Origin of the sequence: Massilia forsythiae (assembly GCF_012849555.1) — a bacterium.
Lineage (GTDB): Bacteria > Pseudomonadota > Gammaproteobacteria > Burkholderiales > Burkholderiaceae_D > Telluria > Telluria forsythiae.
The window spans coordinates 2,641,292-2,667,729 of record NZ_CP051685.1 but is presented as its reverse complement, the minus strand read 5'-3'; the positions used below and the strand labels follow the sequence as shown (position 1 = coordinate 2,667,729).

The 26,438-nt window shown below is 66.7% G+C and carries 24 protein-coding genes; 11 read left to right on the top strand and 13 right to left on the bottom strand.

The window, feature by feature from the left end; genetic code table 11:
- Positions 1-55 precede the first annotated feature (55 nt).
- Together HH212_RS11495 and HH212_RS11490 are read right to left on the bottom strand one after the other, a co-directional pair.
- Positions 56-691: a lytic transglycosylase domain-containing protein gene (locus HH212_RS11495; protein ID WP_170202598.1), complete on the bottom strand. Its 636-nt coding sequence runs from the start codon at positions 689-691 to the stop codon at positions 56-58.
- The gene (locus HH212_RS11490) at positions 691-2,433 is read right to left on the bottom strand and encodes a proline--tRNA ligase (RefSeq protein WP_170202597.1); all 1,743 of its coding nucleotides are present in this window, start codon (positions 2,431-2,433) and stop codon (positions 691-693) included. The genes HH212_RS11495 and HH212_RS11490 overlap by 1 nt, the downstream gene beginning before the upstream one ends.
- A gap of 280 nt (positions 2,434-2,713) precedes the next feature.
- Between HH212_RS11490 and HH212_RS11485 the strand changes: the two genes are divergently transcribed.
- Positions 2,714-3,391: an RNA pyrophosphohydrolase gene (locus tag HH212_RS11485; RefSeq protein WP_229217677.1), complete on the top strand. Its 678-nt coding sequence runs from the start codon at positions 2,714-2,716 to the stop codon at positions 3,389-3,391.
- Between the two features lie 317 nt (positions 3,392-3,708).
- Positions 3,709-4,134 (top strand): DUF1841 family protein, encoded by a 426-nt coding sequence (locus HH212_RS11480; protein ID WP_170205394.1) that lies wholly within the window; start codon positions 3,709-3,711, stop codon positions 4,132-4,134.
- A 33-nt stretch (positions 4,135-4,167) separates the two neighbouring features.
- Here HH212_RS11480 and HH212_RS11475 read toward each other — a convergent pair whose 3' ends face one another.
- From HH212_RS11475 to HH212_RS11465, 3 genes are all read right to left on the bottom strand, one after another.
- The gene (locus HH212_RS11475) at positions 4,168-5,721 is read right to left on the bottom strand and encodes a SulP family inorganic anion transporter (RefSeq protein WP_229217676.1); all 1,554 of its coding nucleotides are present in this window, start codon (positions 5,719-5,721) and stop codon (positions 4,168-4,170) included.
- 189 nt (positions 5,722-5,910) lie between these two features.
- Positions 5,911-6,264 carry a c-type cytochrome gene (locus HH212_RS11470; protein WP_170202596.1) on the bottom strand — a complete coding sequence of 118 codons (354 nt, stop codon included), beginning with the start codon at positions 6,262-6,264 and terminating at the stop codon, positions 5,911-5,913.
- A gap of 9 nt (positions 6,265-6,273) precedes the next feature.
- Positions 6,274-6,633 (bottom strand): c-type cytochrome, encoded by a 360-nt coding sequence (locus tag HH212_RS11465; RefSeq protein WP_170202595.1) that lies wholly within the window; start codon positions 6,631-6,633, stop codon positions 6,274-6,276.
- Between the two features lie 217 nt (positions 6,634-6,850).
- Between HH212_RS11465 and HH212_RS11460 the strand changes: the two genes are divergently transcribed.
- Genes HH212_RS11460 through HH212_RS11450 form a run of 3 tightly spaced genes read left to right on the top strand, consistent with a single transcriptional unit; the run spans position 6,851 to position 9,458 of the window.
- Complete coding sequence (locus HH212_RS11460; protein ID WP_170202594.1) at positions 6,851-7,705, top strand: AAA family ATPase; 855 nt, start codon at positions 6,851-6,853, stop codon at positions 7,703-7,705.
- Complete coding sequence (locus HH212_RS11455; protein ID WP_170202593.1) at positions 7,702-8,295, top strand: GNAT family N-acetyltransferase; 594 nt, start codon at positions 7,702-7,704, stop codon at positions 8,293-8,295. The genes HH212_RS11460 and HH212_RS11455 overlap by 4 nt, the downstream gene beginning before the upstream one ends.
- Positions 8,289-9,458 (top strand): vWA domain-containing protein, encoded by a 1,170-nt coding sequence (locus tag HH212_RS11450; protein ID WP_170202592.1) that lies wholly within the window; start codon positions 8,289-8,291, stop codon positions 9,456-9,458. Before HH212_RS11455 ends, HH212_RS11450 begins: the two co-directional genes overlap by 7 nt.
- A gap of 7 nt (positions 9,459-9,465) precedes the next feature.
- Here the strand turns inward: HH212_RS11450 and HH212_RS11445 are convergent, their stop codons facing one another.
- A complete protein-coding gene (locus tag HH212_RS11445) occupies positions 9,466-10,056 on the bottom strand; it encodes a CPBP family intramembrane glutamic endopeptidase (protein ID WP_170202591.1) in 591 nt (196 codons plus the stop codon).
- Between the two features lie 164 nt (positions 10,057-10,220).
- Here HH212_RS11445 and HH212_RS11440 point away from each other — a divergent pair, with 164 nt between their 5' ends.
- Complete coding sequence (locus tag HH212_RS11440) at positions 10,221-11,453, top strand: cation:proton antiporter (RefSeq protein WP_170202590.1); 1,233 nt, start codon at positions 10,221-10,223, stop codon at positions 11,451-11,453.
- The gene (locus HH212_RS11435; protein ID WP_170202589.1) at positions 11,443-12,606 is read left to right on the top strand and encodes a YbdK family carboxylate-amine ligase; all 1,164 of its coding nucleotides are present in this window, start codon (positions 11,443-11,445) and stop codon (positions 12,604-12,606) included. Before HH212_RS11440 ends, HH212_RS11435 begins: the two co-directional genes overlap by 11 nt.
- 47 nt (positions 12,607-12,653) lie before the next feature.
- Here the strand turns inward: HH212_RS11435 and HH212_RS11430 are convergent, their stop codons facing one another.
- Together HH212_RS11430 and HH212_RS11425 are read right to left on the bottom strand one after the other, a co-directional pair.
- The gene (locus HH212_RS11430; protein ID WP_229217675.1) at positions 12,654-13,043 is read right to left on the bottom strand and encodes a hypothetical protein; all 390 of its coding nucleotides are present in this window, start codon (positions 13,041-13,043) and stop codon (positions 12,654-12,656) included.
- A 134-nt stretch (positions 13,044-13,177) separates the two neighbouring features.
- Entirely contained in the window at positions 13,178-14,308 is a 1,131-nt protein-coding gene (locus HH212_RS11425) for a gamma-glutamyl-gamma-aminobutyrate hydrolase family protein (protein ID WP_370663920.1), read from the bottom strand.
- 194 nt (positions 14,309-14,502) lie between these two features.
- On the opposite strand from HH212_RS11425, the gene HH212_RS11420 reads away from it, so the two are divergent.
- Together HH212_RS11420 and parC are read left to right on the top strand one after the other, a co-directional pair.
- Positions 14,503-16,503: a DNA topoisomerase IV subunit B gene (locus HH212_RS11420; protein WP_170202587.1), complete on the top strand. Its 2,001-nt coding sequence runs from the start codon at positions 14,503-14,505 to the stop codon at positions 16,501-16,503.
- 179 nt (positions 16,504-16,682) lie between these two features.
- Complete coding sequence (parC, locus tag HH212_RS11415) at positions 16,683-19,022, top strand: DNA topoisomerase IV subunit A (RefSeq protein ID WP_170202586.1); 2,340 nt, start codon at positions 16,683-16,685, stop codon at positions 19,020-19,022.
- Positions 19,023-19,110: 88 nt separating this feature from the next.
- On the opposite strand, the gene HH212_RS11410 is transcribed toward parC, so the two are convergent.
- The 5 genes from HH212_RS11410 to HH212_RS11390 form a co-directional block, all read right to left on the bottom strand.
- On the bottom strand, positions 19,111-19,599 hold the full coding sequence (locus HH212_RS11410) for a hypothetical protein (RefSeq protein WP_170202585.1): 489 nt from the start codon (positions 19,597-19,599) through the stop codon (positions 19,111-19,113).
- Between the two features lie 153 nt (positions 19,600-19,752).
- A complete protein-coding gene (locus HH212_RS11405) occupies positions 19,753-20,292 on the bottom strand; it encodes a hypothetical protein (protein ID WP_170202584.1) in 540 nt (179 codons plus the stop codon).
- A 132-nt stretch (positions 20,293-20,424) separates the two neighbouring features.
- On the bottom strand, positions 20,425-21,873 hold the full coding sequence (locus HH212_RS11400; RefSeq protein WP_229217674.1) for an IgA Peptidase M64: 1,449 nt from the start codon (positions 21,871-21,873) through the stop codon (positions 20,425-20,427).
- 114 nt (positions 21,874-21,987) lie between these two features.
- The gene (locus HH212_RS11395; RefSeq protein WP_370663919.1) at positions 21,988-23,235 is read right to left on the bottom strand and encodes a cyanophycinase; all 1,248 of its coding nucleotides are present in this window, start codon (positions 23,233-23,235) and stop codon (positions 21,988-21,990) included.
- 188 nt (positions 23,236-23,423) lie between these two features.
- The gene (locus HH212_RS11390; RefSeq protein ID WP_170202583.1) at positions 23,424-23,864 is read right to left on the bottom strand and encodes a GNAT family N-acetyltransferase; all 441 of its coding nucleotides are present in this window, start codon (positions 23,862-23,864) and stop codon (positions 23,424-23,426) included.
- Between the two features lie 184 nt (positions 23,865-24,048).
- Here HH212_RS11390 and argH point away from each other — a divergent pair, with 184 nt between their 5' ends.
- Together argH and HH212_RS11380 are read left to right on the top strand one after the other, a co-directional pair.
- Positions 24,049-25,446 carry an argininosuccinate lyase gene (gene argH, locus HH212_RS11385; protein ID WP_170202582.1) on the top strand — a complete coding sequence of 466 codons (1,398 nt, stop codon included), beginning with the start codon at positions 24,049-24,051 and terminating at the stop codon, positions 25,444-25,446.
- 260 nt (positions 25,447-25,706) lie between these two features.
- Entirely contained in the window at positions 25,707-26,402 is a 696-nt protein-coding gene (locus tag HH212_RS11380; protein ID WP_229217673.1) for an HAD-IA family hydrolase, read from the top strand.
- The last annotated feature ends 36 nt before the right edge of the window (positions 26,403-26,438 follow it).

Sequence of the window (26,438 nt, the reverse complement as noted above, 5' to 3'; positions counted from 1 at the left end):
CCGGCGAGGCGGCTACGCCGTCCAAGCGGTGATCACCGGCGGCGATCGCGGAAATTCACGCCGGCGGCGCGAACTCCCAGTTCTTCCACGCCGCCAGCACCGCGTTCGGGTACTCGGGCCGGCCGCGGCTGCCGTTGTAGCGGCCCAGGGCCAGGTACAGGTTGCCGCCTTCCATGTCGATGTACATGCGCAGGATCGAGCAGCCGTAGCGCAGGTTGGTCTGCATGTCGAACAGCGCGCGCCGGTTGGCGTCGCCGATCACCTTGGTCCAGAACGGCATCACCTGCATGTAGCCGCGCGCGCCGGCCATCGACACCGCGTACTTGCGGTAGGCCGATTCGACCTGGATCAGGCCCAGCACCATGCCCGGATCGAGTCCGGCGCGGGTGGCTTCGTACCACGCCGATTCCAGGAACTCGGTGCGCAGCTGGTCGTCCGGCAGGCGCCGCTTGAGGCGCCCGGACATGGCGTCGAACCACTGCTGGTAGCGGGCGCGCGCGGCGTCGTCGCGCAATACCGGCTTGGGCGGACGGCCGTCGCGGATCGCACGCTCGAGCGCCAGCCGCACGGAATCGGCCATCGCCTCTTCCTTCTGGTTGCCGGCCTGCGCCGGCGCGCCGCCCAGCAATCCGGCGGCGAGCAAGGCGCCCCCGAACCAGGCGGCGGCCCGGCGTGCGATCCCGCGGCGCATTACTTGCCCGGCGTGCCGAGTTTGCCGGTGATGAACGACACCATCTCGGCGGCCGGTACGGCGGTCGCCTCCGCATCGCGGCGGCCCTGGTATTCCAGGTTGCCTTCCTTGAGGCCGCGCTCGCCGATCACCACGCGGTGCGGCACGCCCACCAGTTCCCAGTCGGCGAACATGGCGCCCGGACGCAGGCCGCGGTCGTCGACGATCACGTCCACGCCCGCCGCCTGCAGTTCGGCGTACAGGCGGTCGGTCTCAAGCTTGACCAGTTCGCTGCGGTCGTAGCCCATCGGGCACAGCACCAGTTCGAACGGCGCGATCGCGTCCGGCCAGACGATGCCCTTGTCGTCGAAGTTCTGCTCGATCGCCGCGCCCAGGATGCGGGTCACGCCGATGCCGTAGCAGCCCATCTGCAGCGGCGCCGGCTGGCCTTTCTCGTCCAGGTAGGTCGCGTTCATCGCGGCCGAGTACGCGGTGCCGAGCTGGAACACGTGGCCTACCTCGATGCCGCGCTCGATCGCCAGCACGCCCTTGCCGTCCGGCGACGCGTCGCCCTCGACCACGTTGCGCAGGTCCGCGACGACCGGCTCCTGCAGATCGCGGCCCCAGTTCACGCCGGTGTAGTGGAAACCTTCCTCATTGGCGCCGCACACGAAATCGGCCATGTTGGCGACGGTGCGGTCGGCCACCACGTTCACCGGCTGTTTGGTGGCGACCGGGCCGAGGTAGCCCGGCACGCTGCCGTAGGCTTCCAGGATCTCGGCTTCGCTGGCGAAGCGGAAGTTCGACAGGCCCGCGACCTTCGAGACCTTGACTTCGTTCAGCTCATGGTCGCCGCGCAGCAGCAACAGCCAGTTTTCCTTGGTTACCTCACCTTCGCTTTCCTTCTCGACGGTCAGCGCGATCGACTTCACCGTGCGCGCCAGCGGCAGGCCCAGGAACTCGGCCACGCTCTCGCACTTGGTCTTGCCCGGGGTCGCGGTCTTGGCCAGCGCCTCGGCGGCGGCGGCGCGTCCGACCAGCAGCGGCAACGCTTCGGCCGCTTCCATGTTGGCGGCGTAATCCGAGGTGGGGCAGTACACCAGCGCGTCCTCGCCGGTGCTGGCGATCACGTGGAATTCGTGCGAGCCGGTGCCGCCGATGGCGCCGTTGTCGGCCGCCACCGCGCGGAACTGCAGGCCGAAGCGGGTGAAGATTTTTACGTAGGCGTCGAACATCGCCTGGTACGACACCTGCATGCCGGCCACGTCGCGGTCGAAGGAATAGGCGTCCTTCATGGTGAACTCGCGGCCGCGCATCAGGCCGAAGCGCGGGCGGCGCTCGTCGCGGAATTTGGTCTGGATGTGATAAAAGTTCAGCGGCAGCTGGCGGTAGCTCTTGATCTCGCTGCGTACCACGTCGGTGATGACTTCTTCCGAGGTCGGCTGGATGGCGAAATCGCGGCCGTGGCGATCCTTGACGCGCATCAGCTCGGGGCCCATCTTGTCCCAGCGCCCGGTTTCCTGCCACAGCTCGGCCGGCTGCACCAGCGGCATCAGCAGTTCGATTGCGCCGGCCTTGTTCATTTCTTCGCGCACGATGGCCTCGACTTTGCGGATCACGCGCAGGCCCAGCGGCATGTAGGTGTAGATGCCGGAACCGAGACGCTTGATCATCCCGGCGCGCATCATCAGCTTGTGGCTGACGATCTCGGCATCGGAAGGCGCTTCCTTGAGCGTTGAAATAAAAAATCGTGAGGCGCGCATATCGTTGAATTCTTTTTAAAAAGAGAGGGTTATAATCGACCTAATTTTAAAGGATTAGCTGGCTGATGCATCCAATCTTTATACAAATGGGTCCGAGAAAGATGCTGCATGCCGTTGTTCCTGTGCGGGAGAACGACAGAAGCACCTGGAAGAAACCTTGCAGAACCGTCGCGAACGGCAGCAGTTTTGTACGGGAAGTGCAGCAGGTTTGGCAAGGTTTCCGGATTTATAAGTAAAAAATTTAAGATCAGACGGCCGGCAGAAAGTTTCGAGGTGAATCATGCTCGATCGTGAAGGGTTTCGCCCCAACGTCGGCATCATCCTGCTGAACGCCAACAACGAGGTGTGGTGGGGCAAGCGGGTGCGCGAGCACTCATGGCAATTTCCGCAAGGGGGGATCAAATACGGCGAGACGCCGGAACAGGCGATGTACCGCGAGCTCGAGGAAGAAATCGGCCTGCGCCAGGAGCACGTCAAGATCGTGGGCCGCACCCGCGACTGGCTGCGCTACGAAGTGCCGGACCATTTCATCAAGCGCGAGGTGCGCGGCCACTACCGCGGCCAGAAGCAGATCTGGTTCCTGCTGCGCATGGTGGCGCGCGACAACGACGTCAACCTGCGCCTGACCGACCATCCGGAATTCGACGCCTGGCGCTGGCACAACTACTGGGTGCCGCTGGACGTGGTCATCGAATTCAAGCGCGACGTCTACCAGCGCGCGCTGCAGGAGTTGTCGCGTTTCCTGACCTGGCCCTCGGGCGGGCAAGGCGAGCGGCGCCACAGTTCGCGCTACCTGCGCCAGCCGCATGCGCCGCGCGCCCCGGGCAACGGCAGCGGACCGGCCGCCAGGACGGCCGTACCGTCTCCCGGCGCCAAGGTCGTGGCGGTGGCCGGCAAGGCGATCGCGGAAGTCGTCGTCGGCAGCGCGCAGTTGGCGCTGATGCGTGACAAAGAGTGAGAATGCGTCGCTGAAGTCGTAAAATGGCAACATAAAGTGAGGCAAGCGTGGTGCTGATCGCACTGCGTTTGCCTTTTTGCGTTTTTAAATTGCCATATTTACAGATTTTGCGCTGTAGAATCATTTTTGAACATGACTCTCCAGGGCGTGGAGGCGCCGGCCGCGCAAGGCGATTGCGAACCCGCCAAACCGTGACAGGCACGCCGATGGTGACCGGATTGCTGGAACTGGCCATGCCGGACCTGCAGGCGGCGCCGGCGGCGCGGCGGGAGGCGCGCTACAATGGCGCCCTTCCCTTCGCTTGTACCGTTCCCGCCATGTTCACCCCTTCTTCCCACGACGTGCGCCGCTTCTTTTGCGAGGCCTGGCGCAAGCGCCGCGCCGGCGAAGTCCTGACCCCGATGGATGCGATCGCCGCCGACTGGATCGACCGGCATCCCGAATACCACGACGCCCTGCGCGACGCCGACGCGGCGGTGGCGCGCGACTATTCGGTCGAGGGCGGCCAGGCCAATCCGTTCCTGCACCTGTCGATGCATCTGTCGATCACCGAGCAGCTGTCGATCGACCAGCCGCGCGGTATCCGCGCCGCCTTCGAGACGCTGGCCGGCCGCATCGGCGAGCACGAGGCCTACCACGAAGTGATGGAATGCCTGGGCGAGATGGTCTGGAGCGCGCAGCGCCACGGCACGCTGCCCGATACAGATGCCTACGTCGAGTGCGTGCGCAAGCGCGCGCGCTGAGCCTGCAAGCTGCTGCGCAGCTTTATGGTTTGATCAGTCCAGCTTGTCGTCCGCCACCCGGTAGCGCGGATCGTCCGCCAGGCTGACCTCGATCATGGCGTCGGCGCGCGCCAGCAGCGCGCGGCAGTCCGGGCTCAGGTGGCGCAAGTGCAGGCGCTTGCCGAGCAGGCGGTAGCGCTGCGCCAGGCCGTCGATGGCCTGGATCGCCGAATGGTCGGCCACGCGCGCGCCGCGGAACTCGATCGCCACGTCCTGCGGGTCGTCCCTGGGCGAAAACAGCGCCTGGAAGCCGGCGCTCGATGCGAAGAACAGCGTGCCCTCCAGTTCGTAGACCTTCCAGCCGAGAGCGTCGGTCGAGACCGTCGCGCGGATGCGCTTGGCGTGCTCCCAGGCGAACACCAGCGCCGACACGATCACGCCCACCACCACCGCGGTGGCCAGGTTGAAGGCCAGCGTCACGCCGGCCACCAGCACCACCACCAGCGCATCGGCGCGCGGCACCTTGCCGAACAGGCGGAAGGTGCCCCATTCGAAGGTCTTTTCGCACACCACGAACATCACGCCGATCAGCGCCGCCAGCGGAATCCGCTCGATCACGCTGGAGCCGAACAGGATGAACGACAACAGCAGCAGCGAAGCCGCGATGCCGGACAGGCGCCCGGTGGCGCCGTTGCCGACGTTGATCATGCTCTGGCCGATCATGGCGCAGCCGCCCATGCCGCCGAACAGGCCGGTGACCACGTTGGCCGCGCCCTGCGCCAGGCTTTCGCGGTTCGGCTGGCCGCGCGTGTCGGTGATCTCGTCGATCAGGGTCAGCGTCAGCAGGGTCTCGATCAGGCCGACGCCGGCCAGCACCAGCGAGTACGGGAACACGATCCTGAGCGTCTCCAGGTCGAACGGCACGGCCGGCGCGTGGAAGGCCGGCAGGCCACCGGCGATCGAACCGAGGTCGCCCACGGTCTTGGTGTCGATGCCGAGCAGGCGCACCAATAGCGCTACCACGACGATGCCCATCAGCGTGGCCGGCACCGCTTTCGTGATGCGCGGCGTCAGGTAGATCAGCGCCATCGTCAGCGCCACCAGGCCGAGCATGGTCCACAGCCGGGCGCCGACCATCCAGTGCGCGGCCCCATCGGCGCCCGCCACCTTGAAATGCTCGAACTGGGCCACGAAGATCACGATTGCCAGGCCGTTGACGAAGCCGAGCATGACCGGATGCGGCACCATGCGGATGAACTTGCCGAGGCGCGCCAGCGCGAACAGCATCTGCAGCACGCCCATCAGCACGACGGCGGCGAACAGGTATTGCACGCCGTGCTGCGCCACCAGCGCCACCATCACCACGGCCAGCGCGCCGGCGGCGCCCGAGATCATGCCCGGCCGGCCGCCGAAGGCCGAGGTGATGAACGAGACCAGCACCGCGGCGTACAGGCCGGTGAGCGGCGACACGTGCGCCACCAGCGCGAACGCGATCGCTTCCGGCACCAGCGCCAGCGCGACCGTCAGGCCGCTCAGCAGGTTGGTCTTGACGTGGGCGGGCGACAGCCCGGATGGGGAAATGGATGACGGTGAAACGGCGGGCGGCACGGCGACTCCTGATGCGGACGGGCGGATGGGATGGAAGACGGGAGCACGCCTGCGCCGGATGGACGGAGCAGCGCGCCAAAACAAAAATCCCTCCGGCCGGCGAGCGGCTGGAGGGATCCCGGTGGAACCGGAGAAGGCGGTATTCTACCCGCGAACGCGGGCAGGTGATGCGTGCGACCTGCTTGCGGCTTACTTGCGTACGACCAGCGGCCCCGGCAAGCCGTGCAGGTAGGCCGCGATGTCGGCCATGTCGCGGTCCGACAGCGGCTGCGCCATGCCCGCCATGATCGCGTTGTTACGGCCGTTCATGCCCTTGTCGCCGCGCTTGTAGGCGGCCAGCGCATGCGCCAGGTAGTCGGCGTGCTGGCCGGCCAGCTTCGGGTAGCCGGGGTCGATCGGGGTCTTGTAGTCGGCGCCGTGGCAGGAGGCGCAATTGTATTTCTTGGCCAGCGCGGCGCCGTTGGCGGCATCCGCGGCGGCAGCCGCCGGCAGGCACAAGGGCAGCACGGCGGCGCAGGACAGGGCAAGGGCGAGTTTTTTCATGGCGCTTCCTTATTTGCCGTCGGCCGGGGCTTGCTGCGCGTAGTAGGCGGCGATGTCGGCGATGTCCTGGTCGGACAGGCTGGCGGCGATGCCGCGCATCGACAGGTTCTTGCGGTCGCCCTTCTTGTACGCCTGCAGCGCGGCCTCGATGTAGCGCGCCGACTGGCCGCCGATCATCGGCACCTGGAATACTTCGGGAAACGCCGCCTTGTAGCCGGGGATGCCGTGGCAGCCGATGCATTGCTCGATCTTGTTGGGCGCCGCCTTGGGATTGGCGACGATGTCGGCCGCGCCGGCTGCACCGGCCAGGGATGCCAGCGCCGTGGCCAGTACCGCGGTGCGTACCGCTACTGCGAGTGGTTTTTTCATGGTTGGGCAATCGTTGGGTGGATCGAATACCGCACTGCACAAAACACACTGCACGAAACTTGACGTTTGTACCACTTGCCGATTCTATCTGAAGAGGATGGCACAGTCCACCAGGCAATTCAGCCCGGATGCAGCCTTCCCGGCCCCATCCGCGGCGGCATCGAAGCCGCATTTTTGGCATATACTCGATGGCATTTCCCTCCCCGTTCCGACGCCCATGACAGCACCCCGACGCTTCGACGGCAGCGACAGCTACGTCGCCACCGATGACCTGAAACTGGCGGTGAACGCCGCCCTCACCCTGGGCCGCCCGCTGCTGATCAAGGGTGAGCCCGGCACCGGCAAGACCATGCTGGCCGAGGAGGTCGCCGCCGCGCTCGGCATGCCGCTGCTGCAATGGCACATCAAGTCGACCACCAAGGCGCAGCAGGGCCTGTACGAATACGATGCCGTCTCGCGCCTGCGCGATTCGCAGCTGGGCGACGAGCGCGTGCGCGACATCCACAACTACATCGTCAAGGGCGTGCTGTGGCAAGCCTTCACGGCGCCCGAACCGGTGGTGCTCCTCATCGACGAGATCGACAAGGCCGACATCGAATTCCCCAACGACCTGCTGCGCGAACTGGACCGCATGGAATTCCACGTCTACGAGACGCGCGAGACCGTGACGGCGACGCACCGGCCACTGGTGATCATTACCTCCAACAACGAAAAGGAATTGCCGGACGCCTTTTTGCGGCGCTGCTTCTTCCACTACATCCGCTTCCCCGACCGCGACACGATGGCGGCGATCGTCGACGTGCACTACCCGCAACTGAAGCAGGAACTGCTGGCCGCCGCCCTGCACAGCTTCTACGAACTGCGCGAGGTCGCCGGCCTGAAGAAGAAGCCGTCGACGTCCGAACTGCTCGACTGGCTCAAGCTCCTGCTGGCCGAGGACATCCCGCCGGAAGCGCTGCAAGCCCAGGACGGCAAGGCGGCCGTGCCGCCGCTGCACGGCGCCCTGCTGAAGAACGAGCAGGACGTGCACCTGTTCGAGCGCCTGGTGGCGATGGCGAGGCGCAACCGATGATCCGCGTCGATCCGGTCACGCTGGCGTTCAACGGCGTGCGCCTGGAACCGCTGGCGCCGCACCATGCGGACGGCCTGCGCGCCGCCGCCGCCGACGGCGAACTGTGGACGCTGCGCGTGACCTCGGTGCCGGCACCGCAGGAAACCGGGCAGTACATCCGCACCGCGCTGGAAACAAGCAACCGCTGCGCCTTCGCCGTGATCGACGCCGCCAGCGGCACGGTCATCGGCAGCACCAGCTACCACGACATCCTGCCGGCGGTCGACCGCGTCGAGATCGGCTACACCTGGTACGCCGGGAGCCGCCAGCGCAGCCACGTCAACACCAGCTGCAAGCTGATGCTGCTGGCGCACGCCTTCGACACGCTCGGCTGCGCCGTGGTCGGCCTGCGCACCGACAACCTGAACCTGGCCTCGCAGGCGGCGATCGAACGCCTCGGGGCCGGCAAGGATGGCGTGATCCGCCACAGCGCGCTGCGCCGCGACGGCAGCGTGCGCGACACCGTCATGTACAGCATCCTGCGCAGCGAGTGGCCGGCGATCCGCACGCGCCTGCACGCGCGCCTGAATGCGTACGGTCCGGCATGCTGATCGACTTCTTCTACGCACTGCGCGACGCCAGGGTCCCGGTCACGATCCAGGAATTCCTGACGCTGCTGGAAGCGCTGCAGCGCCAGGTGATCCCGCCCTCGCTCGACGACTTCTACCACCTGGCGCGGCTGGCGCTGGTGAAGGACGAAGCCCATTTCGACAAGTTCGACCGCGCCTTCGGCAGCTACTTCAAGGGCATCGAGAGCGTGTTCGAGGACCGCCAAAGCGTGCCGCTCGACTGGCTGGTGAAACGCCTGGCGCGCGAGCTGACGCCGCAGCAGAAGGCGCAGCTGCAGAAGTTCGGCTACGACAAGCTGCTGGAGCGCCTGCAGCAACTGCTGGACGAGCAGAAGGAACGCCACGAAGGCGGCAGCAAATGGATCGGCACCGGCGGCACTTCGCCGTTCGGCAACGGCGGCGTCAACCCGGAGGGCATCCGCATCGGCGGCGCGGGCGGCCGGCGCAGCGCCGTAAAAGTGTGGGAACAGCGCGAATACCGCGACTACGACGGCGAACGCGAACTGGGCACGCGCAACCTCAAGGTCGCGCTGCGCCGCCTGCGCCGCTTCGCGCGCCAGGGCGCGGCCGACGAGCTGGCGCTGGACGACACCATCCGCGCCACCGCCAACAACGCCGGCTGGCTCGACGTGCGCATGCGTCCCGAGCGCAGGAACCGCATCAAGGTGCTGATGCTGCTGGACGTGGGCGGCAGCATGGACGACCACGTCGAGCGCACCGAGGAACTGTTCTCGGCGGCGCAATCCGAGTTCAAGCACCTCGACTTCTTCTACTTTCATAATTGCGTGTACGAGCACCTGTGGAAGCACAACGGCCGCCGCCACAGCGAGCGCATGCCGACCCGGGACGTGCTGCGCACCTATCCGCCCGACACGCGCCTGCTGTTCGTCGGCGACGCCACCATGAGCCCCTACGAGATCCTGGCGCCGGGCGGCTCGGTGGAATACCACAACGACGAAGCCGGCGCCGAATGGCTGGCGCGCCTGTGCAACGCGTTCCCGAAATTCGCCTGGCTGAACCCGGAACCGGAACACCTGTGGCAATACCGCCAGTCGATCGCCATCGTGCGCCAGATCGTGGGCGAGCGCATGTTCCCGGTGACCATCGACGGGCTGGAGCGGGCGATGCGGCTGCTGGGCAAGTAAAGGCGCCCTACCCTTGTTCCACGCTGCTGCGGGCCAGCACCAGGCTGACGATGGCGGCCCACCAGTGCACCACCATCGCCGCCAGCAGGCCGACGCGCGCGAAGACGAAGCCGAGCGCCACGCCGGCGGCGAACACGCCCGCCGCCTGCACCAGCGCGGCGCGCTCGAGGCGGCGCAGCTGGTCCAGCGGCACGTGCGCCAGCACGAACAGCAGCGACACGATCCAGATCCCGAGCAGCGGCTGCAGCGCGGCGCGCAACAACAGCTCCTCGCCGAAGGCGGCGGCCAGCGCGATCAGGAGCGGATTGTGCCCGCGCAGGTCGAGGCGCCGGTAGCGGCGCTGCATGGCGGCGAGCGCGTAGTGCGCGTCCACCCGCCACAATCCATACACCAGCGCCCCGCCCACCAGCGCCAGGCCCTGGCCGATCAGCATCTGGTAGGCCGGCCTCACCGGGCCGGCGAACAGCGCGCGCAGCGGCGTGCCGCTGACGTGGATGATCACCAGGGCCAGGACGCCGGCGGCCAGGCTGGCCAGCAGCTGGGCGGCGAGGCCGATCGGCGGGCGGGTGGAAGATGGGACGTACAAGCGAGGGGGCATGGGCGATTTGATCCGGACCGTATCGACGCGCCATTCTAGCGTAGGGTAGACGGCATGTACTCCACGCATCCGATGACGGTCCGCCCCACGCAATCGTGCGTGGCCGGCGCTCTTGTAGAATCGGCGCATCGCCGTACATACACCGTTGAGCGAAAGGAACCTGCATGGCGCAATTGCAGGGCATCCTGGCCAGCCTCGCCTGGCCGTTCGCGATCACCGTCGCCTGGCTGGCGGGCGAGTTCGGGCAGCGCTGGAGCGGCCTGCCGCGCATCAGTTTTTATGGGCTGGCCGGCTTCGCGCTGGCCGCCGGCCAGCTCGGCGTGCTGCCGCCGGCCGGCGTCGGCAACGCGCTGCTGCTGGCCGACGTCGGCTTCGCCCTGGTGCTGTTCGAACTGGGTTACCGCATCAACCTGCGCTGGCTGCGCACCAATCCGTGGATCGGCATCGCCGGCCTGGCCGAGGCGGGCCTGACCGGCATCGCGGTGTTCCTGATCGCGCGCGCGTTCGGCGTGGCCGGCATCCATGCGCTGATGCTGGCGTCGCTGTCGATGGCGACCTCGCCGGCCACGGTGGTGCGCGTCATCAACGAACAGAAAAGCTCCGGCCAGGTCACCGAGCGCGCCCTGCACCTGTGTGCGCTGGACTGCGTGCTGGCGGTGTTCGCCTTCAACGCCAGCGTCGGCCTGTGGATCTTCCGCACCTTCGAGGACGTCGGCGACGCACTGTGGAACAGCCTGGCGATGCTGGGCGTGTCGGCCTTTGCGGGCACGGTGTTCGGCATCGCCGTGCCGGCCGTGCTGCGCCTGCTCGGCAAGATGACGCAGGATGCGACGGCGGCGTTCGCGCTGGCGGTGATCCTGCTGGTGTCGATGGCATATGCCCTCGGCCTGTCGCCGGTGGTGGCGGCGCTCGCCTTCGGCCTGACGGCGCGCCACCGCCGCGTCGCCTTCAGCCAGGCGCAGCGCAACTTCGGCGCCCTCGGCGAACTGTTGACGGTGGTGCTGTTCGTCTATGTCGCCTCCACGCTCGACTGGCGCCGGGTGGCGGCCGGCGGCGCGCTGGCGCTGGCGCTGGTGCTGATACTGGCGCGCCTGCTGACCAAGACCGCCGGCGTGACCGCGTTCGCCCACCTGTCCGGCATTTCCTGGCGCAAGGGCGTGCTCACCGGCGTGGCGCTGGCGCCGCTGTCGGTGTTCGCGATCCTGATGCTCGAGCACGCGCGCCACGCCGGCGTGCAGGTGGTCGAGGAATTGCGCGCGATGGCGGCCGTGACCATGCTGCTCGAAGTGTTCGGCCCGGTCATCCTGCAGCGGGCGCTGGCGTGGGCGCGCGAAATCCCCGCAACCGGTCCGGAAACGCCGCCGGACGCCCGCCCGGAGAACCGCCATGCCGCTTGAACCGTTCACGTCGTCCGAACCGCTGACCTTCGGCGTCGAACTCGAGCTGCAGCTGGCCAGCCTGTCCGACTTCGACCTGACCCCGGCCAGCACCGACCTGCTGCACCTGCTGAAACGAAAACCCTTTCCCGGCAACGTGACGCTGGAGATCACCGAGAGCATGATCGAGATTAACTCCAGCGTGCAGACCCGCCACGGGCCGCTGCTGGCGGAACTGGGCGCGATCCGCGACACGCTGGTGGCGGCCAGCGACATGCTCAACATCGGCATCTGCGGCGGCGGCACCCATCCCTTTCAACATTGGTCGGAACAGCGCATCTCGTCCAAGGCGCGCTTCCAGGAACTGTCGTCGCTGTACGGCTACCTGGCCAAGCAGTTCACGGTGTTCGGCCAGCACGTGCACATCGGCTGCGCCAACGGCGACGACGCGCTGTACCTGCTGCACGCGCTGTCGCGCTACATCCCGCACTTCATCGCCCTGTCGGCCTCCTCGCCCTTCGTGCAGGGCCAGGACAGCGGCTTCGATTCGGCGCGCCTGAACTCGGTGTACGCGTTTCCGATGAGCGGGCGGGCGCCGTTCACGCTGCGCTGGGACGATTTCGCCGGCGTCTATTTCGCCAAGATGGAACGCACCGGCATCGTCAGGAGCATGAAGGATTTTTACTGGGACCTGCGGCCGAAGCCGGAATACGGCACGATCGAACTGCGCGTGTGCGACACGCCGCTCAGCGTCGAACGGGCGGCGGCGCTGGCGGCCTACCTGCAGGCGATCTGCCGCCACCTGCTGCTGCGGCGTGCTGCGGCTGCGCCGTCCGACGATGCGCCGTCGGAAGACGCGCCGTCGGAAGACGATTACCTGGTCTACAACTACAACCGTTTCCAGGCCAGCCGCTTCGGCCTGGACGGCGTCGTCACCCATCCCAAGACCTATGCCTCGGTCCCGCTGCGCGACGACATCCTCGCCACCCTCGGCCTGCTGGAGCCGCACGCCCGCGCGCTGGACAGCCTGGACGCGCTGCGCGACCTGGCCGACGCCGTCACGCACGGCAGCGACGCTTCCTGGCTGCGCGAACAATACCGGCGCCAGGGCAGCGCCGAAGGCATGGTGAATGCCGCCATCGGGCGCTTCCGCGGCGAGTGGCGCACGCGCTAGCCGCCGGCCGCGGATGCAGCGGCGTCGGAGTGTCCGCTAAGGCCCGGTCAAACCAGGGCGGCTGCGGAAGACAGTGGTACCGGGGCCAGCGGCGCTGCCGCCGGCGAAGACGACGACTCCTCAGCCTTGCGTGGCGCCGCGCGCAGGAGGCGCGCCAGCAGCGGGCGCCTGGGCGCGACCGGCATGGCGCTGTCGACCAGGCCGGCCCATTTGGCGCTGAGTTGCTCGCAGGTCGCGCGCAGCACCGGATCGGCGTCTGGCAGGCGCGCCAGCGCGGTCAGGTGGCGCTCGATCACCGAGGCCAGCTTGACGCACGGCCCTTCGCTGCTCCTGGTCGTGTAGTGCGACATCAGGTGCAGCAGTGCCGCGACCAGCACGGCGTTCTGGTCGCGCGACGCGTTCGGCAATCGCAGTTCGTCCAGGTAATCATCGTCCATCGAATTCTCCCTCGGTTGGTCACGGCTCGGCTGTCTTGAGAATGATTCTCATTTAGATTATGCGTGGGAGTACGAGGCAAGGCAAGCGAATTCGCTGGCTTGTTGATCGAAAGCGAGTGATGGGTGGGATGGAATTACAGCCGCGTCTCGCGCGCAGCACGCAGGAATTCGTCCAGCACCGGCGTACAGTCGAGCAATTCTCCGCCGCCGGCGCGGTGGAATTCCGGGTGCCACTGCAAGCCCATCACGAAGGGCGCACGCTGGTAGCGGATCGCTTCCACCACGCCGTCCGGATCGGACATCGCCTCGACGTGGATGTCGCGGCCCAGGTCCTTGACGGCCTGGTGGTGGATCGAGTTCACCACCGCGCGCTGGTTCCTGGGGAACATCCCTGCCAAGGAAGAACCGGGCGGGAACACAATGTCGTGGCGGTGCGCGTCGTAGAGGTCGTGCACGTGCGGCCGGGACCCGGGCAGGTTGGTGGCCACGTCCTGGTACAGGGTGCCGCCGAAGGCGACATTGATCAGCTGGCAGCCGCGGCAGATGCCCAGCACCGGCTTGCCGGCGTCGACGAACTCGTGCAGGAGTTCGAGCTCGTACAGGTCGCGCGCGCGGTCGCCGTTCCACTCGGGCCGGGTCGGCGTTTCGGAATAGGTCATGGGCGACACGTCGGCGCCGCCCTGCAGCACCAGGCCGTCCAGGTGGCGCGCATAGTGGCGCAGGGTGATGTTGCTCGGATGCAGCAGACCGTTTGTATTCACGGTCGGCACCATGAACACCAGCACGTCGCGCGACATGACCCATTGCGCGATCGATTCTTCCAGGTATTGCAGGTTCTTGCTGCGCAGGCCGGTGGCGCCCGGCTCCGGGTGATAGATGCGCGCCGACACGCCGATGCGCAGCGTGCGCCGCATGAAATCGCGCTGGAAACGGTCGGTCAGCGCGCGCCAGCGCGATTGCAGCACGCGCCCCGCCAGGTTCCACGGCGTGTCGCTGCTGCGCAGGTAACGCGCCGCGCCGCCCCGGGCGCGCCGGTCGGGCACGCGCGCCGGGCCGCCGGGACCGGAAGGGGCTTCCGGATCGGGCGCGCCTTGCGGCTTGTCGATGTCCTCTGCCATGGCCCCACTATATCGCCGCCCATGGCCGCGCACGATTTGGATCGAGAAAAAATGTCGCTTCGACACAGACCTGCAGCCCTTCCCGCTCGCATCGGCCTTGCCGCCGGACGGCAAGGCCCCATCTTGGTGGGCGTCAAGCTGCGGCAAATCCTACTTGGCAAAACACGCAAACCCTTGCAAACTTCCGTACAACAGGCAAAAATACTGTATTTCCATACAGTCCTTTTTCTCGAGAGACGTGTTCAGGATGCCACTGATGGCTTCCAGTCCATTTTCGGGAGTCGCTTATTTTCCACGCGACAAGATAAAATGCGCACGCATTTGCAACCTCACGATCCAGCATGGCCACCAAGAAAAACGCAACCGACTATAGCGAATCATCCATCCGCGTCCTGAAGGGACTGGAACCCGTCAAGCAGCGTCCGGGCATGTACACGCGCACCGAGAATCCGCTGCACATCATCCAGGAAGTCATCGACAACGCTTCCGACGAGGCGCTGGGCGGCCACTGCAAGAACATCGCGGTGACGATGAACGCGGACGGCTCGATCACGGTCGAGGACGACGGCCGCGGCATCCCGGTGGGCATCCACCCGGAAGAAGGCGTGTCCACGGTCGAGATCGTGTTCACGCGCCTGCACGCCGGCGGCAAGTTCGACAAGGGCAGCGGCGGCGCCTACGCGTTCTCGGGCGGCCTGCACGGCGTCGGCGTGTCGGTCACCAACGCGCTGTCGAAACGCCTGGAGATCACCGTCTGGCGCAAGGACGAGGGCGGCAACGGCATCCACAAGCTGGTGTTCGCCGACGGCGACGTGATCGAGCCGCTGACGTCGGCTCCGCCCGAGCGCGGCGGCAAGAAGAACGGCACCCGCGTCACCGCCTGGCCGGACGGCAAATACTTCGATTCACCCAACATCCCGCTGGCCGAGCTGCAGCGCCTGCTGCGCTCGAAGGCCGTGCTGCTGCCGGGCGTCACCGTCACACTCACCAACGGCAAGACCGGCGACGTCCAGACCTGGCGCTACGACGAAGGCTTGCGCGGCTATCTCACCGAGGCGCTGGCGCAGACCGCGACCAACGGCCAGACCGTGATTCCGCTGTTCGAGGGCGCGCAGTATGCGGCCGCCGGCGACGAGGGTTTCGCCGAGGGCGAAGGCGCGGCCTGGGTCGTGGCCTGGACCGAGGAAGGCGCCGTGGTGCGCGAATCCTACGTCAACCTGATTCCGACGGTCAGCGGCGGCACCCACGAATCCGGCCTGCGCGACGGCCTGTTCGGCGCCGTGAAGAGCTTCGTCGAGATGCATTCGCTGCTGCCGAAAGGCGTCAAGTTGCTGCCGGAAGACGTGTTCGCGCGCGTCTCGTTCGTGCTTTCCGCAAAAGTACTGGACCCGCAGTTCCAGGGCCAGACCAAGGAACGCCTGAACTCGCGCGACGCGGTGAAGCTGGTGTCGACCTTCACCCGCCCGCCGCTGGAACTGTGGCTGAACCAGCACGTCGAATACGGCCGCAAGCTGGCGGAACTCGTCATCAAGCAGGCGCAGTCGCGCCTGCGCTCGCTGCAAAAGGTCGAAAAGAAGAAATCCTCGGGCGTGGCGGTGTTGCCGGGCAAGTTGACCGATTGCGAGTCGAGCGACATCGCGCGCAACGAACTGTTCCTGGTCGAGGGCGACTCGGCCGGCGGCTCGGCGAAAATGGGCCGCGACAAGGAATTCCAGGCCATCCTGCCGCTGCGCGGCAAGGTCTTGAATACCTGGGAAACCGACCGCGACCGCCTGTTCGCCAACAACGAGATCCACGACATCGCGGTGGCGATCGGCGTCGACCCGCACGGCCAGGACGATACCCCGGACCTGTCGAATCTGCGCTACGGCAAGATCTGCATCCTGTCGGATGCCGACGTCGACGGCTCGCACATCCAGGTCTTGCTGCTGACCCTGTTCTTCAAGCACTTCCCTGCCCTGTTCAGGAACGGCAACATCTGCATCGCCCGCCCGCCGCTCTACCGCGTGGATGTGCCGGCGCGCGGCAAGAAGCCGATCCAGAAGGTGTACGCGCTGGACGCCGGCGAGCTGATCGCGATCGAGGACAAGCTGAAAAAAGAAGGTCTGAAGGAAGGCGTGTGGAGCATCTCGCGCTTTAAAGGCCTGGGAGAGATGAATGCCGAGCAGCTGTGGGAAACCACGATGAATCCAGACACGCGGCGCCTGTTGCCGGTGGCCTACGGCGACTTCGGCGTGGCCGAATCGTCGGCACGCTTCAACATGTTGATGGGCAAAGGCGAAGCCTCGGCGCGCAGGGCGTGGCTGGAAGAGCATGGGAATGAGACCGAGGCGGATATCTGATCAAGAGGCGGTACGACGACGCATCCTATCCATGGGTCCCCGCCTGCGCGGGGACGACGGTTTTGAGGCCGCCGAACTAAGCACGTCGTCCCCGCGCAGGCGGGGACCCATGCTGAACATCGGAACTTGACGACGGCACCTTAGCCGCAACGCTCCCAGGAACCAAGAATAGTAAAACCATGACCCAAGCAAGCCTTTTCGAACAAGCAAGCGAACAACCGAGCGCCCCGGCCGACGACGCCGAAACGCTCACCCTGTCCACCTTCGCCGAGCGCGCCTACCTCGACTACGCGGTCTCGGTGGTGAAGGGCCGCGCGCTGCCGGACGTGGCCGACGGCCAGAAGCCGGTGCAGCGCCGCATCCTGTACTCGATGAACGAACTCGGCCTCGGCCCGACCGCCAAGCCGCGCAAGTCGGCCACCGTGGTCGGCGACGTGCTCGGTAAACTGCACCCGCATGGCGACCAGTCGGTGTACGACGCACTGGTGCGCATGGCGCAAGACTTTTCGCTGCGCTACCCGCTGATCGACGGCCAGGGCAACTTCGGCTCGCGCGACGGCGACGGCGCGGCGGCGATGCGCTATACCGAGGCGCGCCTGACGCCGGTGTCGCGCCTGCTGCTCGACGAGATCGACATGGGCACCGTCGACTTCCAGCCGAACTACGACGGTTCCAGCGAAGAGCCGCGCAGCCTGCCCGCGCGCCTGCCGATGCTGCTGCTGAACGGCGCCTCCGGCATCGCAGTCGGCATGGCCACCGAGATCCCGTCGCACAACCTGCGCGAAGTGGCCTCGGGGGCGGTGGCGATGATCCGCAACCCGAAGATCACCCACGCCGAGCTGATGACCTTCATGCCGGGTCCGGACTATCCGGGCGGCGGCCAGATCATCACCCCCGCCGGCAACATCGCCGACATGTACGCGGTCGGGCGCGGCTCGATGAAGGTGCGCGCGCGCTGGAAGATCGAGGAACTGGCGCGCGGCCAGTGGCAGGCGGTCGTCAACGAATTGCCGCCGGGCGTGTCCAGCCAGCGCGTGCTGGAAGAGATCGAGGAACTGACCAACCCGAAGATCAAGCTGGGCAAGAAGACCCTGTCGCCGGAACAGCTGGCGCTGAAGCAGACCGTCCTGGGCGCGCTCGACACGGTACGCGACGAATCGGGCCGCGAGGCGCCGGTGCGCCTGGTGTTCGAGCCGAAGTCGAAGAACCAGGACCAGGCCGAGTTCATGCTGATGCTGCTGGCGCACACTTCGCTGGAAAGCTCGGCGCCGATCAACCTGGTGATGATCGGCGGCGACGGCCGCCCGCGCCAGAAGGGTCTGTCGGAAATCCTGCAGGAATGGATCGACTACCGCTTCGTGACCGTGCGCCGCCGTACCGAATTCAAGCTGGGCAAGGTCAACGACCGCATCCACATCCTGGAAGGCCGCGAGACGGTCCTGCTGAACATCGACGAGGTGATCGCCATCATCCGCAATGCGGACGATCCGAAGGCGGCGCTGATCGAGCGCTTCCGCCTGTCCGAGCGCCAGGCCGAGGACATCCTGGAAATCCGGCTGCGCCAGCTGGCGCGCCTGGAAGCGATCAAGATCCAGCAAGAGCTGGCCGAGCTGCGCGGCGAAAAGGAAAAGCTCGAAGACATCCTGAACAACCCGTCGTCGATGAAGCGCCTGATCGTGCGCGAGATCGAGTCGGACGCCAAGCAGTACGGCGATGCCCGCCGTACCTTGATCGAAGAAGCGCAAAAGGCGGTGGCCGAGCAGCGCATCGTCGACGAGCCGGTGACCGTGATCGTCTCAGAGAAAGGCTGGGTGCGCGCACGCACCGGCATCGGCCACGACCCGGCCCAGTTCACCTTCAAGGCCGGCGACTCGCTGTACCGCGCCTTCGAATGCCGCACGGTCGACACGCTGCTGTGCATCGGCGACAACGGCAAGGCGTATTCGGTGCCGGTGAACGCCCTGCCGGGCGCGCGCGGGGATGGCGTGCCGATCACCACGCTGGTCGATTTGTCCGGCGGCATCCGCATCCTGCACTACTTCGTCGGCCCGGCCGACACGCGCCTGCTGCTGGCCACCAGCACCGGCTTCGGCTTCATCGCCAAGGCCGGCGACATGGTCAGCCGTCTGAAGGGCGGCAAGTCCTTCATCACGCTGGACGAAGGCGCGGTGCCGCTGCCGCCGCGCGTGGTGGCGGATCAGGCCGGCGCCATCGCCTGCCTGTCCGAGCGGGGCCGCGTGCTGGTGTTCGGCATCGACGAAATGAAGGTGCTGACCAACGGCGGCCGCGGCGTGACGCTGATGGAACTGGAGCCGAAGGAAACGCTGCTGGCGGCGCAGCCGATCAGCCAGAAAGGCGTGAAAGTGATCGGCACCTGGGCCGGCGATAAGCCGCGCACGGTGGAATTGTTCGCGTCCGGTCTGGAGCCACACTTCGGCAAGCGCGCCAAGAAGGGCAAGCCGCTCAGCGCAAAACTCAAGGCGCGCGACCTGGCAATGCGCCAGACTGACGCCAACTGATTCTGCCAAAAACAAACGGACCCGATCGGGTCCGTTTGTTTTTCATGCCGTGCCGTGCGGACGGGCTGCCCCGTCCGCGTTCACCGTATTACTTGGCGGCGTCCTTGTGCGCATCGGCCATGGCGTCGGCGCGCTTGTCGTTGGCCTTGGCATGGGCCTTGGCCTTGTCGGCGTTGGCGTCGACGATCTTCTTCTGGGCCTTTTCATCGGCCTTGATCATGGTCTTCTGGGCGTCGTAGTTGGCGTCGGCGATCTTCTTCTCGGCCTTGGCGGAGGCCTTGGCCTGGTCTTCCGGATCGGCCTTGGCGACTTTTTCCTGGGCGTCAGCGATCTTCTTGTCGGCCTTGGCTTGTGCCTTGGCTTTCTTCTCGCTGGCCTTGGCGCTGGCCTTGTTGATCTTCTCGTTCTGGTCGGCCATCGCCTTGGCTTCTTTCTGGTCGGCCTTGGCGATGTCCTTGTCGGCGCTGGCGTTGCCGGTCGAACCAGCCATGTGGGTTGCCGGCATGGTGGTTTGCGCCTGGGCGAAGGAAGCGGTAGCGAACAGGCCGGCGATCAGGGTAGCAGCGAGTTTGTTCATGGTCATTCTCCTAAAAATCACGTATATGGTGGGGCGCTTGGGGCGCCTTAGTTATTGTTCGATGCAGGTTCAGAATATTCTCGGCGCCGTCTGTTTTCTGTTCGCCAGCGCACGTAGCCTTGCGGAAAATAGTTAAAGTTGTGACAAAACTTTTCAGCGGTTCTCGCCGTTGCCGCCGGCAGCGCGGTCAGCCGCCTTGCGGTCGGTTTTTTCCTTTACTTCCTGGCGCTTTTCGATGCCGGCCTCGGCCGAAGCAGCGGTCTTGTTGCGCGCCCCGACCGGTTCCTTGACCGCGCGTGCATTCGCCTTCATGACTTCCTTCTCGGCCTTGGTGCCCGCCTTGCCGCGGCCGCCGGTGGCCGTCGCATCCGCTTCCTTGCTGTTGGGCGCGGTGGTATTCGTGGCCAGGGCATTCACGTTGTCCGACTTGCCCGGCGCGACGCCGACCACGGCCGTGCTCTTGCCGACCACCTTGCCCGAGCTGTTGACGCCGGCGGCTTCCATGCCGGTCTTGGTGTGGCGCGAACCGGTATTGGCAGTGCCGTCGGTGCGCAGGCCGGTGCCGGACACGCCGGCGGCGGTGGTGTTCTGGCCGGAGACGGCCTGGCCGATGGCCGGCGAATTGGCGCTGGTCTGGGCTTGGGCGGAAACGACCACCAGGCCGGCGATGAGGGTGAAGAGCAGTTTGTTCATGATGTATCCCGTTTCAGGTGTTTGGCTGTTGAAATCAGGATAGGATCAGCGCCGGTTTGCCTCTGTTCGGCAGCGCACCCAGGGTAAGTACGCTGCCCGATCTTGTGTAACCGATTGTGAGTAAGAAAGAGCTTACTTGACGCCTGTAGGGCGCGCGTACAAGTCGATGATGTCGGTGATGCCGTCGCGGCACACCGGGCAGAACTGTTCGCTACGGTCGAACATGATGCATTGCATGGCGGGCCGGTAGTAGCCGCTGGCCTCGTAGTTGGCGCCTTCGAAAGCGCCGATGGCGTTGCGGTACGCGGCCTTGGCGAACAAGGCATTGCTGCGCGCCAGGTCTTCCTTGAACAGCTCGCTCATCTCCGATTCCGGGCGGTTGGCGGCGCGCAGGGCGGCGCGGCGTTGTTGATAAGCGCGCGACTCGGCTTCGTACTCGGCCTTCGGCCACGGCGTCGGCAGCGGCGTGCCGGCCTGCACGTGGCGCTTCCACTTCAACCGGGCCGGGTCGCGCAGCGCAGTCACGTTCGGCTCCCACGGCTCCATGCGCGTGCTGCTGGCCTGATAGGCCACCGGCGAGGTGTAGTACTCGTCCGCCAGGCCGGCGAAGTGATGGCCGAACTCGTGCACGAACAGGTAATCGGCCCAGTCGTTGCCGGCCGCCGCCGTGCTGAACTGGCCGAAGATGCCGCCGCCCCCATAGGTATCGTTGTTGACCAGGATTTCGATGAATTCGTAGGGCGCGTACTGGGCGATGTCGCGCAGCGCGCGATTGTCCAGCGTCAGCACGTAGCGCTCGCTGCCGAAGATGTCGTAGCGGGTGCCGAGCGCGGACGCGTGGTGCACGCCGGTGGACGGGCGCGAGATGCCCGATTCCTGGGTCGGCACCGCCATCGCCCAGACGTTGAAATCGTCCGCGCGCTCCTTGAACGGCGAGACGGCGAACAGGTGGTCGGACAGGCGGCGCGCATCGGCCTCGAATTTCTTCATGTCGGCCTGCGTATAGCCGTCGCCCAGGATCAGCAGGTCGACCTTGCGCGGCGACGGGCCGCTGTTCCTGACCGCAAACGGCCGCGCCGGCGCCGGCCCCTGCCTGCGCACCACGTCCTGGGCGTCGGTATCGACCTCGACGCTCCACGCCACCGAGAATGCGTTGCGCTCGTCGCGCCTGAGGATGCGCACGCGCACCGGGCGGTCCGGCTTGGGAAAGCGCACCGACTCGTGGAAGCCGCGGCTGATCTTGCTGGCTTCCTCCGTCGTCTTCCACTCGCCGAACACGGTGGAAAAGCCGCGCGAATACAGCAGGTCGCCGGTCTTGGCATCCACCACCTCGACCCGGTTGTTGCCGCGGTCGGTAGCGTCGAACGGCTGCGCCATGTCGCCGGGCCAGGGCAACGGCTCGATCAGCACGCGCTCGATGGCGTATTGCTCGCCGAGGGCGTTGCCGCTGTGGGTGTAGTCGAGGCGGACGGTGGCGGGCGGCTGCGCGATGGACGGCTGCGGCGCCGCGGTTGCCGTCACGCCGGCGCTGCACACCAGTGCCAGCGCGGCGGCCATCAGGCGGGTAAGGGAATGGGGCATGGGATCCTTGCATGAATTCACGGCATCGAAGTCATGGCATTGTAGACCGCGCCTTGGCGCTCGAGTGCACCGGCGATGCCCATCCGCCGTCGCAGAGGCGCCGGCCTGTCCTGATTACTTGTACTGGTACAGCGGCCGCCGGATCAGGATCGGCCGGATGTCGAGGCGCACGTTGTAGATCGAGTAGGCATCGTTGTAGGCCGACTGGTAGCCGACGCTGTCCGCGGTGCGCGTAAAACGGAACTCGAAGCCGAGATCCGGCTGCACGCCGTTCGGGCTGCCCAGGGTGATGCCGATGGCTTCCGGCTGGTCGCTGTCGATCAATTTGCTCATCAAGTCGACCACGGTGGCGTTGCCGAGGATGTCGGCGGAAAACAGCGGCTCGCGGTAGTACGGGCGCGACGGGTCCAGCTTGCCGTCGGCCTTGTCGGCGGCCGGCGTGAACGCGTGGGTGGCGATGTTGAAGCGGTCGCCGTTGTCGAGGTAGCTGACGCGCACGTTGTCGATGTTGAAGGCGCCCTCGTGCACGCTGGCGCCGGCCAGGTCGAGCACCAGCGCGCCCTTGTAGCCGATGATCTCGACCTCGCGGCTGGCCGAGACCACCATGGCGCTGTCCTCGTCGATGCCCAGGCCCAGTTTATACCCCTTGGCCAGCATCGCCGGCAGCATGCGCGCGAAGCGCCCGCGCACCAGCAGGTGCTGGTCGACGAACACGTCGTTGCCGACGAAGCCGAGGCCCTCGGTGATTTCCTGGCCGTCGGCCACGCCCAGCTTGAGCGTGGCCAGCACGGTGCGCGGACGGTTGAACATGGTGCTGCTCATGATGGCGGCGCCGGCGCTGGAGCCGGCGATCACGCCGCCGCGCCGGTACATGTCCCAGACGGCATCGAGCACGCGGGTATTGCTGCCGTCCTCGTGGCGCAGCGCGCGCGTGATGCGGCTCTGGTCGCCGCCCGAGAAAAAGGCGCCGCCAGCGTTGCGCACCGCCTGCGCCAGTTGCGGGTCGTCGGCCGCGGCCTGGTAGTCGCTGCCCGCCAGCTTGACCGCCACCGGCACGAAAAAGGCCTTGGCGCCGTAGCTGTTCAGCAGCTCCACCAGGCTTTTACCGGACCGCTCGGGATTGCCCGACGCCGATGCGAACACGGCGATGCCGGCGCCCTTGCCGCCGGCCAGCTTGACGATGCGCTCCCACACCGCGCCGTTGGCCGGCCGCAGGTTGCCGCCGATGATGACCAGCGACCCCTTGGCCGGCGCCGCCTTGGCGGGCGCCGCTTTCAGGAGCGGCGCGCCGGCGGCGGGACGCGCCATGCCCAGCAACACGCACAGCATGCACGACAAGAAACGCAAGGCAGACCGCGACATACACTTCCTTCCAATGGAGCAGACCGGTATCCGGAAACCTGTCTCGATAGAATGAACCATTCCATCACACCGGGTTCCAGGGTGTTAGCGTCATTGTAGAAGAGTCGCCGGAGTTTGATGGAAGTCGTGGAGCGGTGTCGTGCGGCGGACACGCATGATTGCCAGGATGAGCCGGCCGGCGCGGCCGGCTAGGACAAATAAATTTTCGGCAAAAAACGCTCCATGACGGTGTCCGGGCGCTTGGGCGCGGCGAAGCCGAAGCGTTCGAACAGGCTGTGCGCATCGTCGGTGTTGAGCATGAAGCGGCGCAGGTTCTGCAGGCTGGGATGCTCGACCACCACGCGGATCATCTGCTTGGCATAGCCGTGGCCGCGGAATTCGGGAATGACGAACACGTCCGCCAGGTGGGCGGTGGTGGCGTAATCGGTGATCACGCGCGCGAACGCGATCTGGCGTCCGTCGAGGTAACCGCCGAAGCACAGGGAGTTGTCGATCGAGCGTTCGACCATGTCGCGCGAGATGCCGACGGCCCAGGACGAACTTTCGCTCAGGAAGCGATAGATCATCGGCACGTCGAGCCTGGTGCGGTCGGTGCTGACCCGGAAACTGGAGTCGTTGGTGGTTAGCATCTTTTGACGTGGAACACCGGTCTGGTAAAAAAACCAATTCTAGCGCCGATCAACGCGGTACGAACGATTCGCGCAATCGTGCGTCGCCCGTCCTGGCGCCGCTGCGGCCTGCCGCCTTTTTCTGCGCAATGCTTGCGCAGTTTATAATCGATGCATCCCAGTATTCCTCGTCACCGCTCCCATCATGACCGCACAACTTTCCAAAAAAGGCGAAGCCTGGTCGGCCCGCTTCTCCGAACCCGTCTCCGACCTCGTCAAGCGCTATACCGCCTCGGTGTTCTTCGACAAGCGCCTGGCCCTGTTCGACATCCAGGGCTCGCTGGCCCACGCCGAGATGCTGGCCGCGCAAGGCATCATCAGCGCGCAGGACCGCGCCGAGATCGAGCGCGGCATGGCGCAGATCAAGGGCGAGATCGAGGCCGGCCAGTTCGAGTGGCTGCTCGACCTGGAAGACGTGCACCTGAACATCGAAAAGCGCCTGACCGAACTGGTCGGCGACGCCGGCAAGCGTTTGCATACCGGACGCTCCAGGAACGACCAGGTCGCCACCGACATCCGCCTGTACATGCGCGCCGCCATCGACGACGTGCTGGGCCTGCTGGCCGGCCTGCGCGGCGCGCTGGTCGACCTGGCCGAGCGCCACCACGACACCATCATGCCCGGCTTTACGCACTTGCAGGTGGCGCAGCCGGTGACCTTCGGCCACCATTTGCTGGCCTACGTGGAAATGTTCGGCCGCGACGCCGAGCGCATGCAGGACACGCGCCGCCGCGTGAACCGCCTGCCGCTGGGCGCCGCCGCGCTGGCCGGCACCACCTTCCCGATCGACCGCCTGCGCGTGGCCAAGACCCTCGGCTTCGAGGACGTGTGCCACAACTCGCTGGACGCCGTATCCGACCGCGATTTCGCGATCGAGTTCACCGCCGCCGCCTCGGTATTGATGATGCACATCTCGCGCATGTCGGAAGAGCTGGTGACCTGGATGAGCCCGCGCATCGGCTTCATCGATATCGCCGACCGCTTCTGCACCGGCTCGTCGATCATGCCGCAAAAGAAGAACCCGGACGTGCCGGAACTGGCGCGTGGCAAGACCGGCCGCGTCTACGGCCACCTGATGGGCCTGCTGACCCTGATGAAGGGCCAGCCGCTGGCCTACAACAAGGACAACCAGGAAGACAAGGAGCCGCTGTTCGACACCGTCGACACGCTGCTGGACACGCTGCGCATCTTCACCGACATGGCCGGCGGCATCACGGTCAAGGCCGGGAACATGCGCGCCGCCGCGCTGCAGGGCTACGCCACCGCCACCGACCTGGCCGACTACCTGGTCAAGAAGGGCCTGCCGTTCCGCGACGCCCACGAAGCCGTGGCGCACGCGGTGCGCGCCTGCGACGACGCCGGCTGCGACCTGTCCGAGATGTCGCTGGAGCGCCTGCAGGCATTCTCGCCGCTGATCGGGGAAGACGTGTTCGCCGTGCTGACCCTGGAAGGCTCGGTGGCGGCGCGCGACCACGTCGGCGGCACCGCGCCGGCGCAGGTGCGCAAGGCGATCGAACGCGTGCGCGGGCAGCTGGCCGAATAAGGCGGCTGGTCGCGTCGAATCGGGTTGCGGTCTGCCCCTCGGCGCGATGGAGCTGACGTTGATCGTAGGGTGGACGGGGGCGCCTAGACGGCTTCGCCGTCCACGCGTTCGACCGGCGCCGACACATCCGGCGACACGTCACCGTCATCCGCTCCCTGCCGCACCGCCTGGCCGGCGCCGCCGGCGCGCTCCCACCGCTACACTGCCCGCTTCTTCCGCCCATGCGCGGACCCGATATCCATACGCACCGGACCCGCCACGTGACTTCGAACGACCCGCCCAGCACTTCCCCGCGCGCCCTGCCCGCGCGCGCCTACGCCGCCTTCCTGTTCGACATGGACGGCACCATCCTCACCTCGATCAAGGCCGCCGAACGCGTCTGGAGCGCCTGGGCCGCCGGCCACGGCCTGGACGTCGCCGCCTTCGTGCCGACCATCCACGGCAAGCGCGGCGTGGACACCATCCGCAACCTGAACCTGCCGGGCGTCGACCCGGCGGCGGAAGTGCTGCGCATCATGCTGGCCGGGATCGAGGACGTGGCCGACATCGAAGGCATCCGCGGCGCCGCCGCCTTCCTGGCCAGCCTGCCCGCCGGGCGCTGGGCCATCGTCACCTCGGCGCCGCGCCGGTTGGCCGAGGCGCGCATTGCCGCCGCCGGCATGCCGCTGCCGGCGGTGCTGGTGGCGGCCGAGGACGTCGCGCGCGGCAAGCCGGCGCCGGACCCGTTCCTGCTGGGCGCGCAGAAGCTGGGCGTGGCGAGCGCCGATTGCCTGGTGTTCGAGGATACGCTGGCCGGCCTGCAGTCGGCCGCCGCCGCCGGCATGGACAGCGTGGTGGTCACGACCACGCACGCGCATCCGTTGGCAACCGACGTCGCCGCCGTGCTCGACTACGAAGACCTGCGTACTGAAGTGGCGCCGGACGGCGGCCTGCGCCTGGCGCGCCGCGGCGCCTGAACGGCTGCGGCCCGCGCCGACCGGCCGGATGCGATC

Bases quoted from the DNA above. Each gene is read 5' to 3' on its own strand.
- HH212_RS11455 (WP_170202593.1), top strand. From the start codon at position 7,702: ATGATCCGCGTCGATCCGGTCACGCTGGCGTTCAACGGCGTGCGCCTG.
- HH212_RS11435 (WP_170202589.1), top strand. From the start codon at position 11,443: ATGCCGCTTGAACCGTTCACGTCGTCCGAACCGCTGACCTTCGGCGTC.
- HH212_RS11485 (WP_229217677.1), top strand. From the start codon at position 2,714: ATGCTCGATCGTGAAGGGTTTCGCCCCAACGTCGGCATCATCCTGCTG.
- HH212_RS11470 (WP_170202596.1), bottom strand. From the start codon at position 6,264: ATGAAAAAACTCGCCCTTGCCCTGTCCTGCGCCGCCGTGCTGCCCTTG.
- HH212_RS11420 (WP_170202587.1), top strand. From the start codon at position 14,503: ATGGCCACCAAGAAAAACGCAACCGACTATAGCGAATCATCCATCCGC.
- HH212_RS11465 (WP_170202595.1), bottom strand. From the start codon at position 6,633: ATGAAAAAACCACTCGCAGTAGCGGTACGCACCGCGGTACTGGCCACG.
- HH212_RS11480 (WP_170205394.1), top strand. From the start codon at position 3,709: ATGTTCACCCCTTCTTCCCACGACGTGCGCCGCTTCTTTTGCGAGGCC.
- HH212_RS11445 (WP_170202591.1), bottom strand. From the start codon at position 10,056: ATGCCCCCTCGCTTGTACGTCCCATCTTCCACCCGCCCGCCGATCGGC.
- HH212_RS11490 (WP_170202597.1), bottom strand. From the start codon at position 2,433: ATGCGCGCCTCACGATTTTTTATTTCAACGCTCAAGGAAGCGCCTTCC.
- HH212_RS11405 (WP_170202584.1), bottom strand. From the start codon at position 20,292: ATGAACAAACTGCTCTTCACCCTCATCGCCGGCCTGGTGGTCGTTTCC.
- HH212_RS11410 (WP_170202585.1), bottom strand. From the start codon at position 19,599: ATGAACAAACTCGCTGCTACCCTGATCGCCGGCCTGTTCGCTACCGCT.
- HH212_RS11495 (WP_170202598.1), bottom strand. From the start codon at position 691: ATGCGCCGCGGGATCGCACGCCGGGCCGCCGCCTGGTTCGGGGGCGCC.
- HH212_RS11395 (WP_370663919.1), bottom strand. From the start codon at position 23,235: ATGTCGCGGTCTGCCTTGCGTTTCTTGTCGTGCATGCTGTGCGTGTTG.
- argH (WP_170202582.1), top strand. From the start codon at position 24,049: ATGACCGCACAACTTTCCAAAAAAGGCGAAGCCTGGTCGGCCCGCTTC.
- HH212_RS11430 (WP_229217675.1), bottom strand. From the start codon at position 13,043: ATGGACGATGATTACCTGGACGAACTGCGATTGCCGAACGCGTCGCGC.
- HH212_RS11460 (WP_170202594.1), top strand. From the start codon at position 6,851: ATGACAGCACCCCGACGCTTCGACGGCAGCGACAGCTACGTCGCCACC.
- HH212_RS11440 (WP_170202590.1), top strand. From the start codon at position 10,221: ATGGCGCAATTGCAGGGCATCCTGGCCAGCCTCGCCTGGCCGTTCGCG.
- HH212_RS11450 (WP_170202592.1), top strand. From the start codon at position 8,289: ATGCTGATCGACTTCTTCTACGCACTGCGCGACGCCAGGGTCCCGGTC.
- HH212_RS11390 (WP_170202583.1), bottom strand. From the start codon at position 23,864: ATGCTAACCACCAACGACTCCAGTTTCCGGGTCAGCACCGACCGCACC.
- HH212_RS11400 (WP_229217674.1), bottom strand. From the start codon at position 21,873: ATGCCCCATTCCCTTACCCGCCTGATGGCCGCCGCGCTGGCACTGGTG.
- parC (WP_170202586.1), top strand. From the start codon at position 16,683: ATGACCCAAGCAAGCCTTTTCGAACAAGCAAGCGAACAACCGAGCGCC.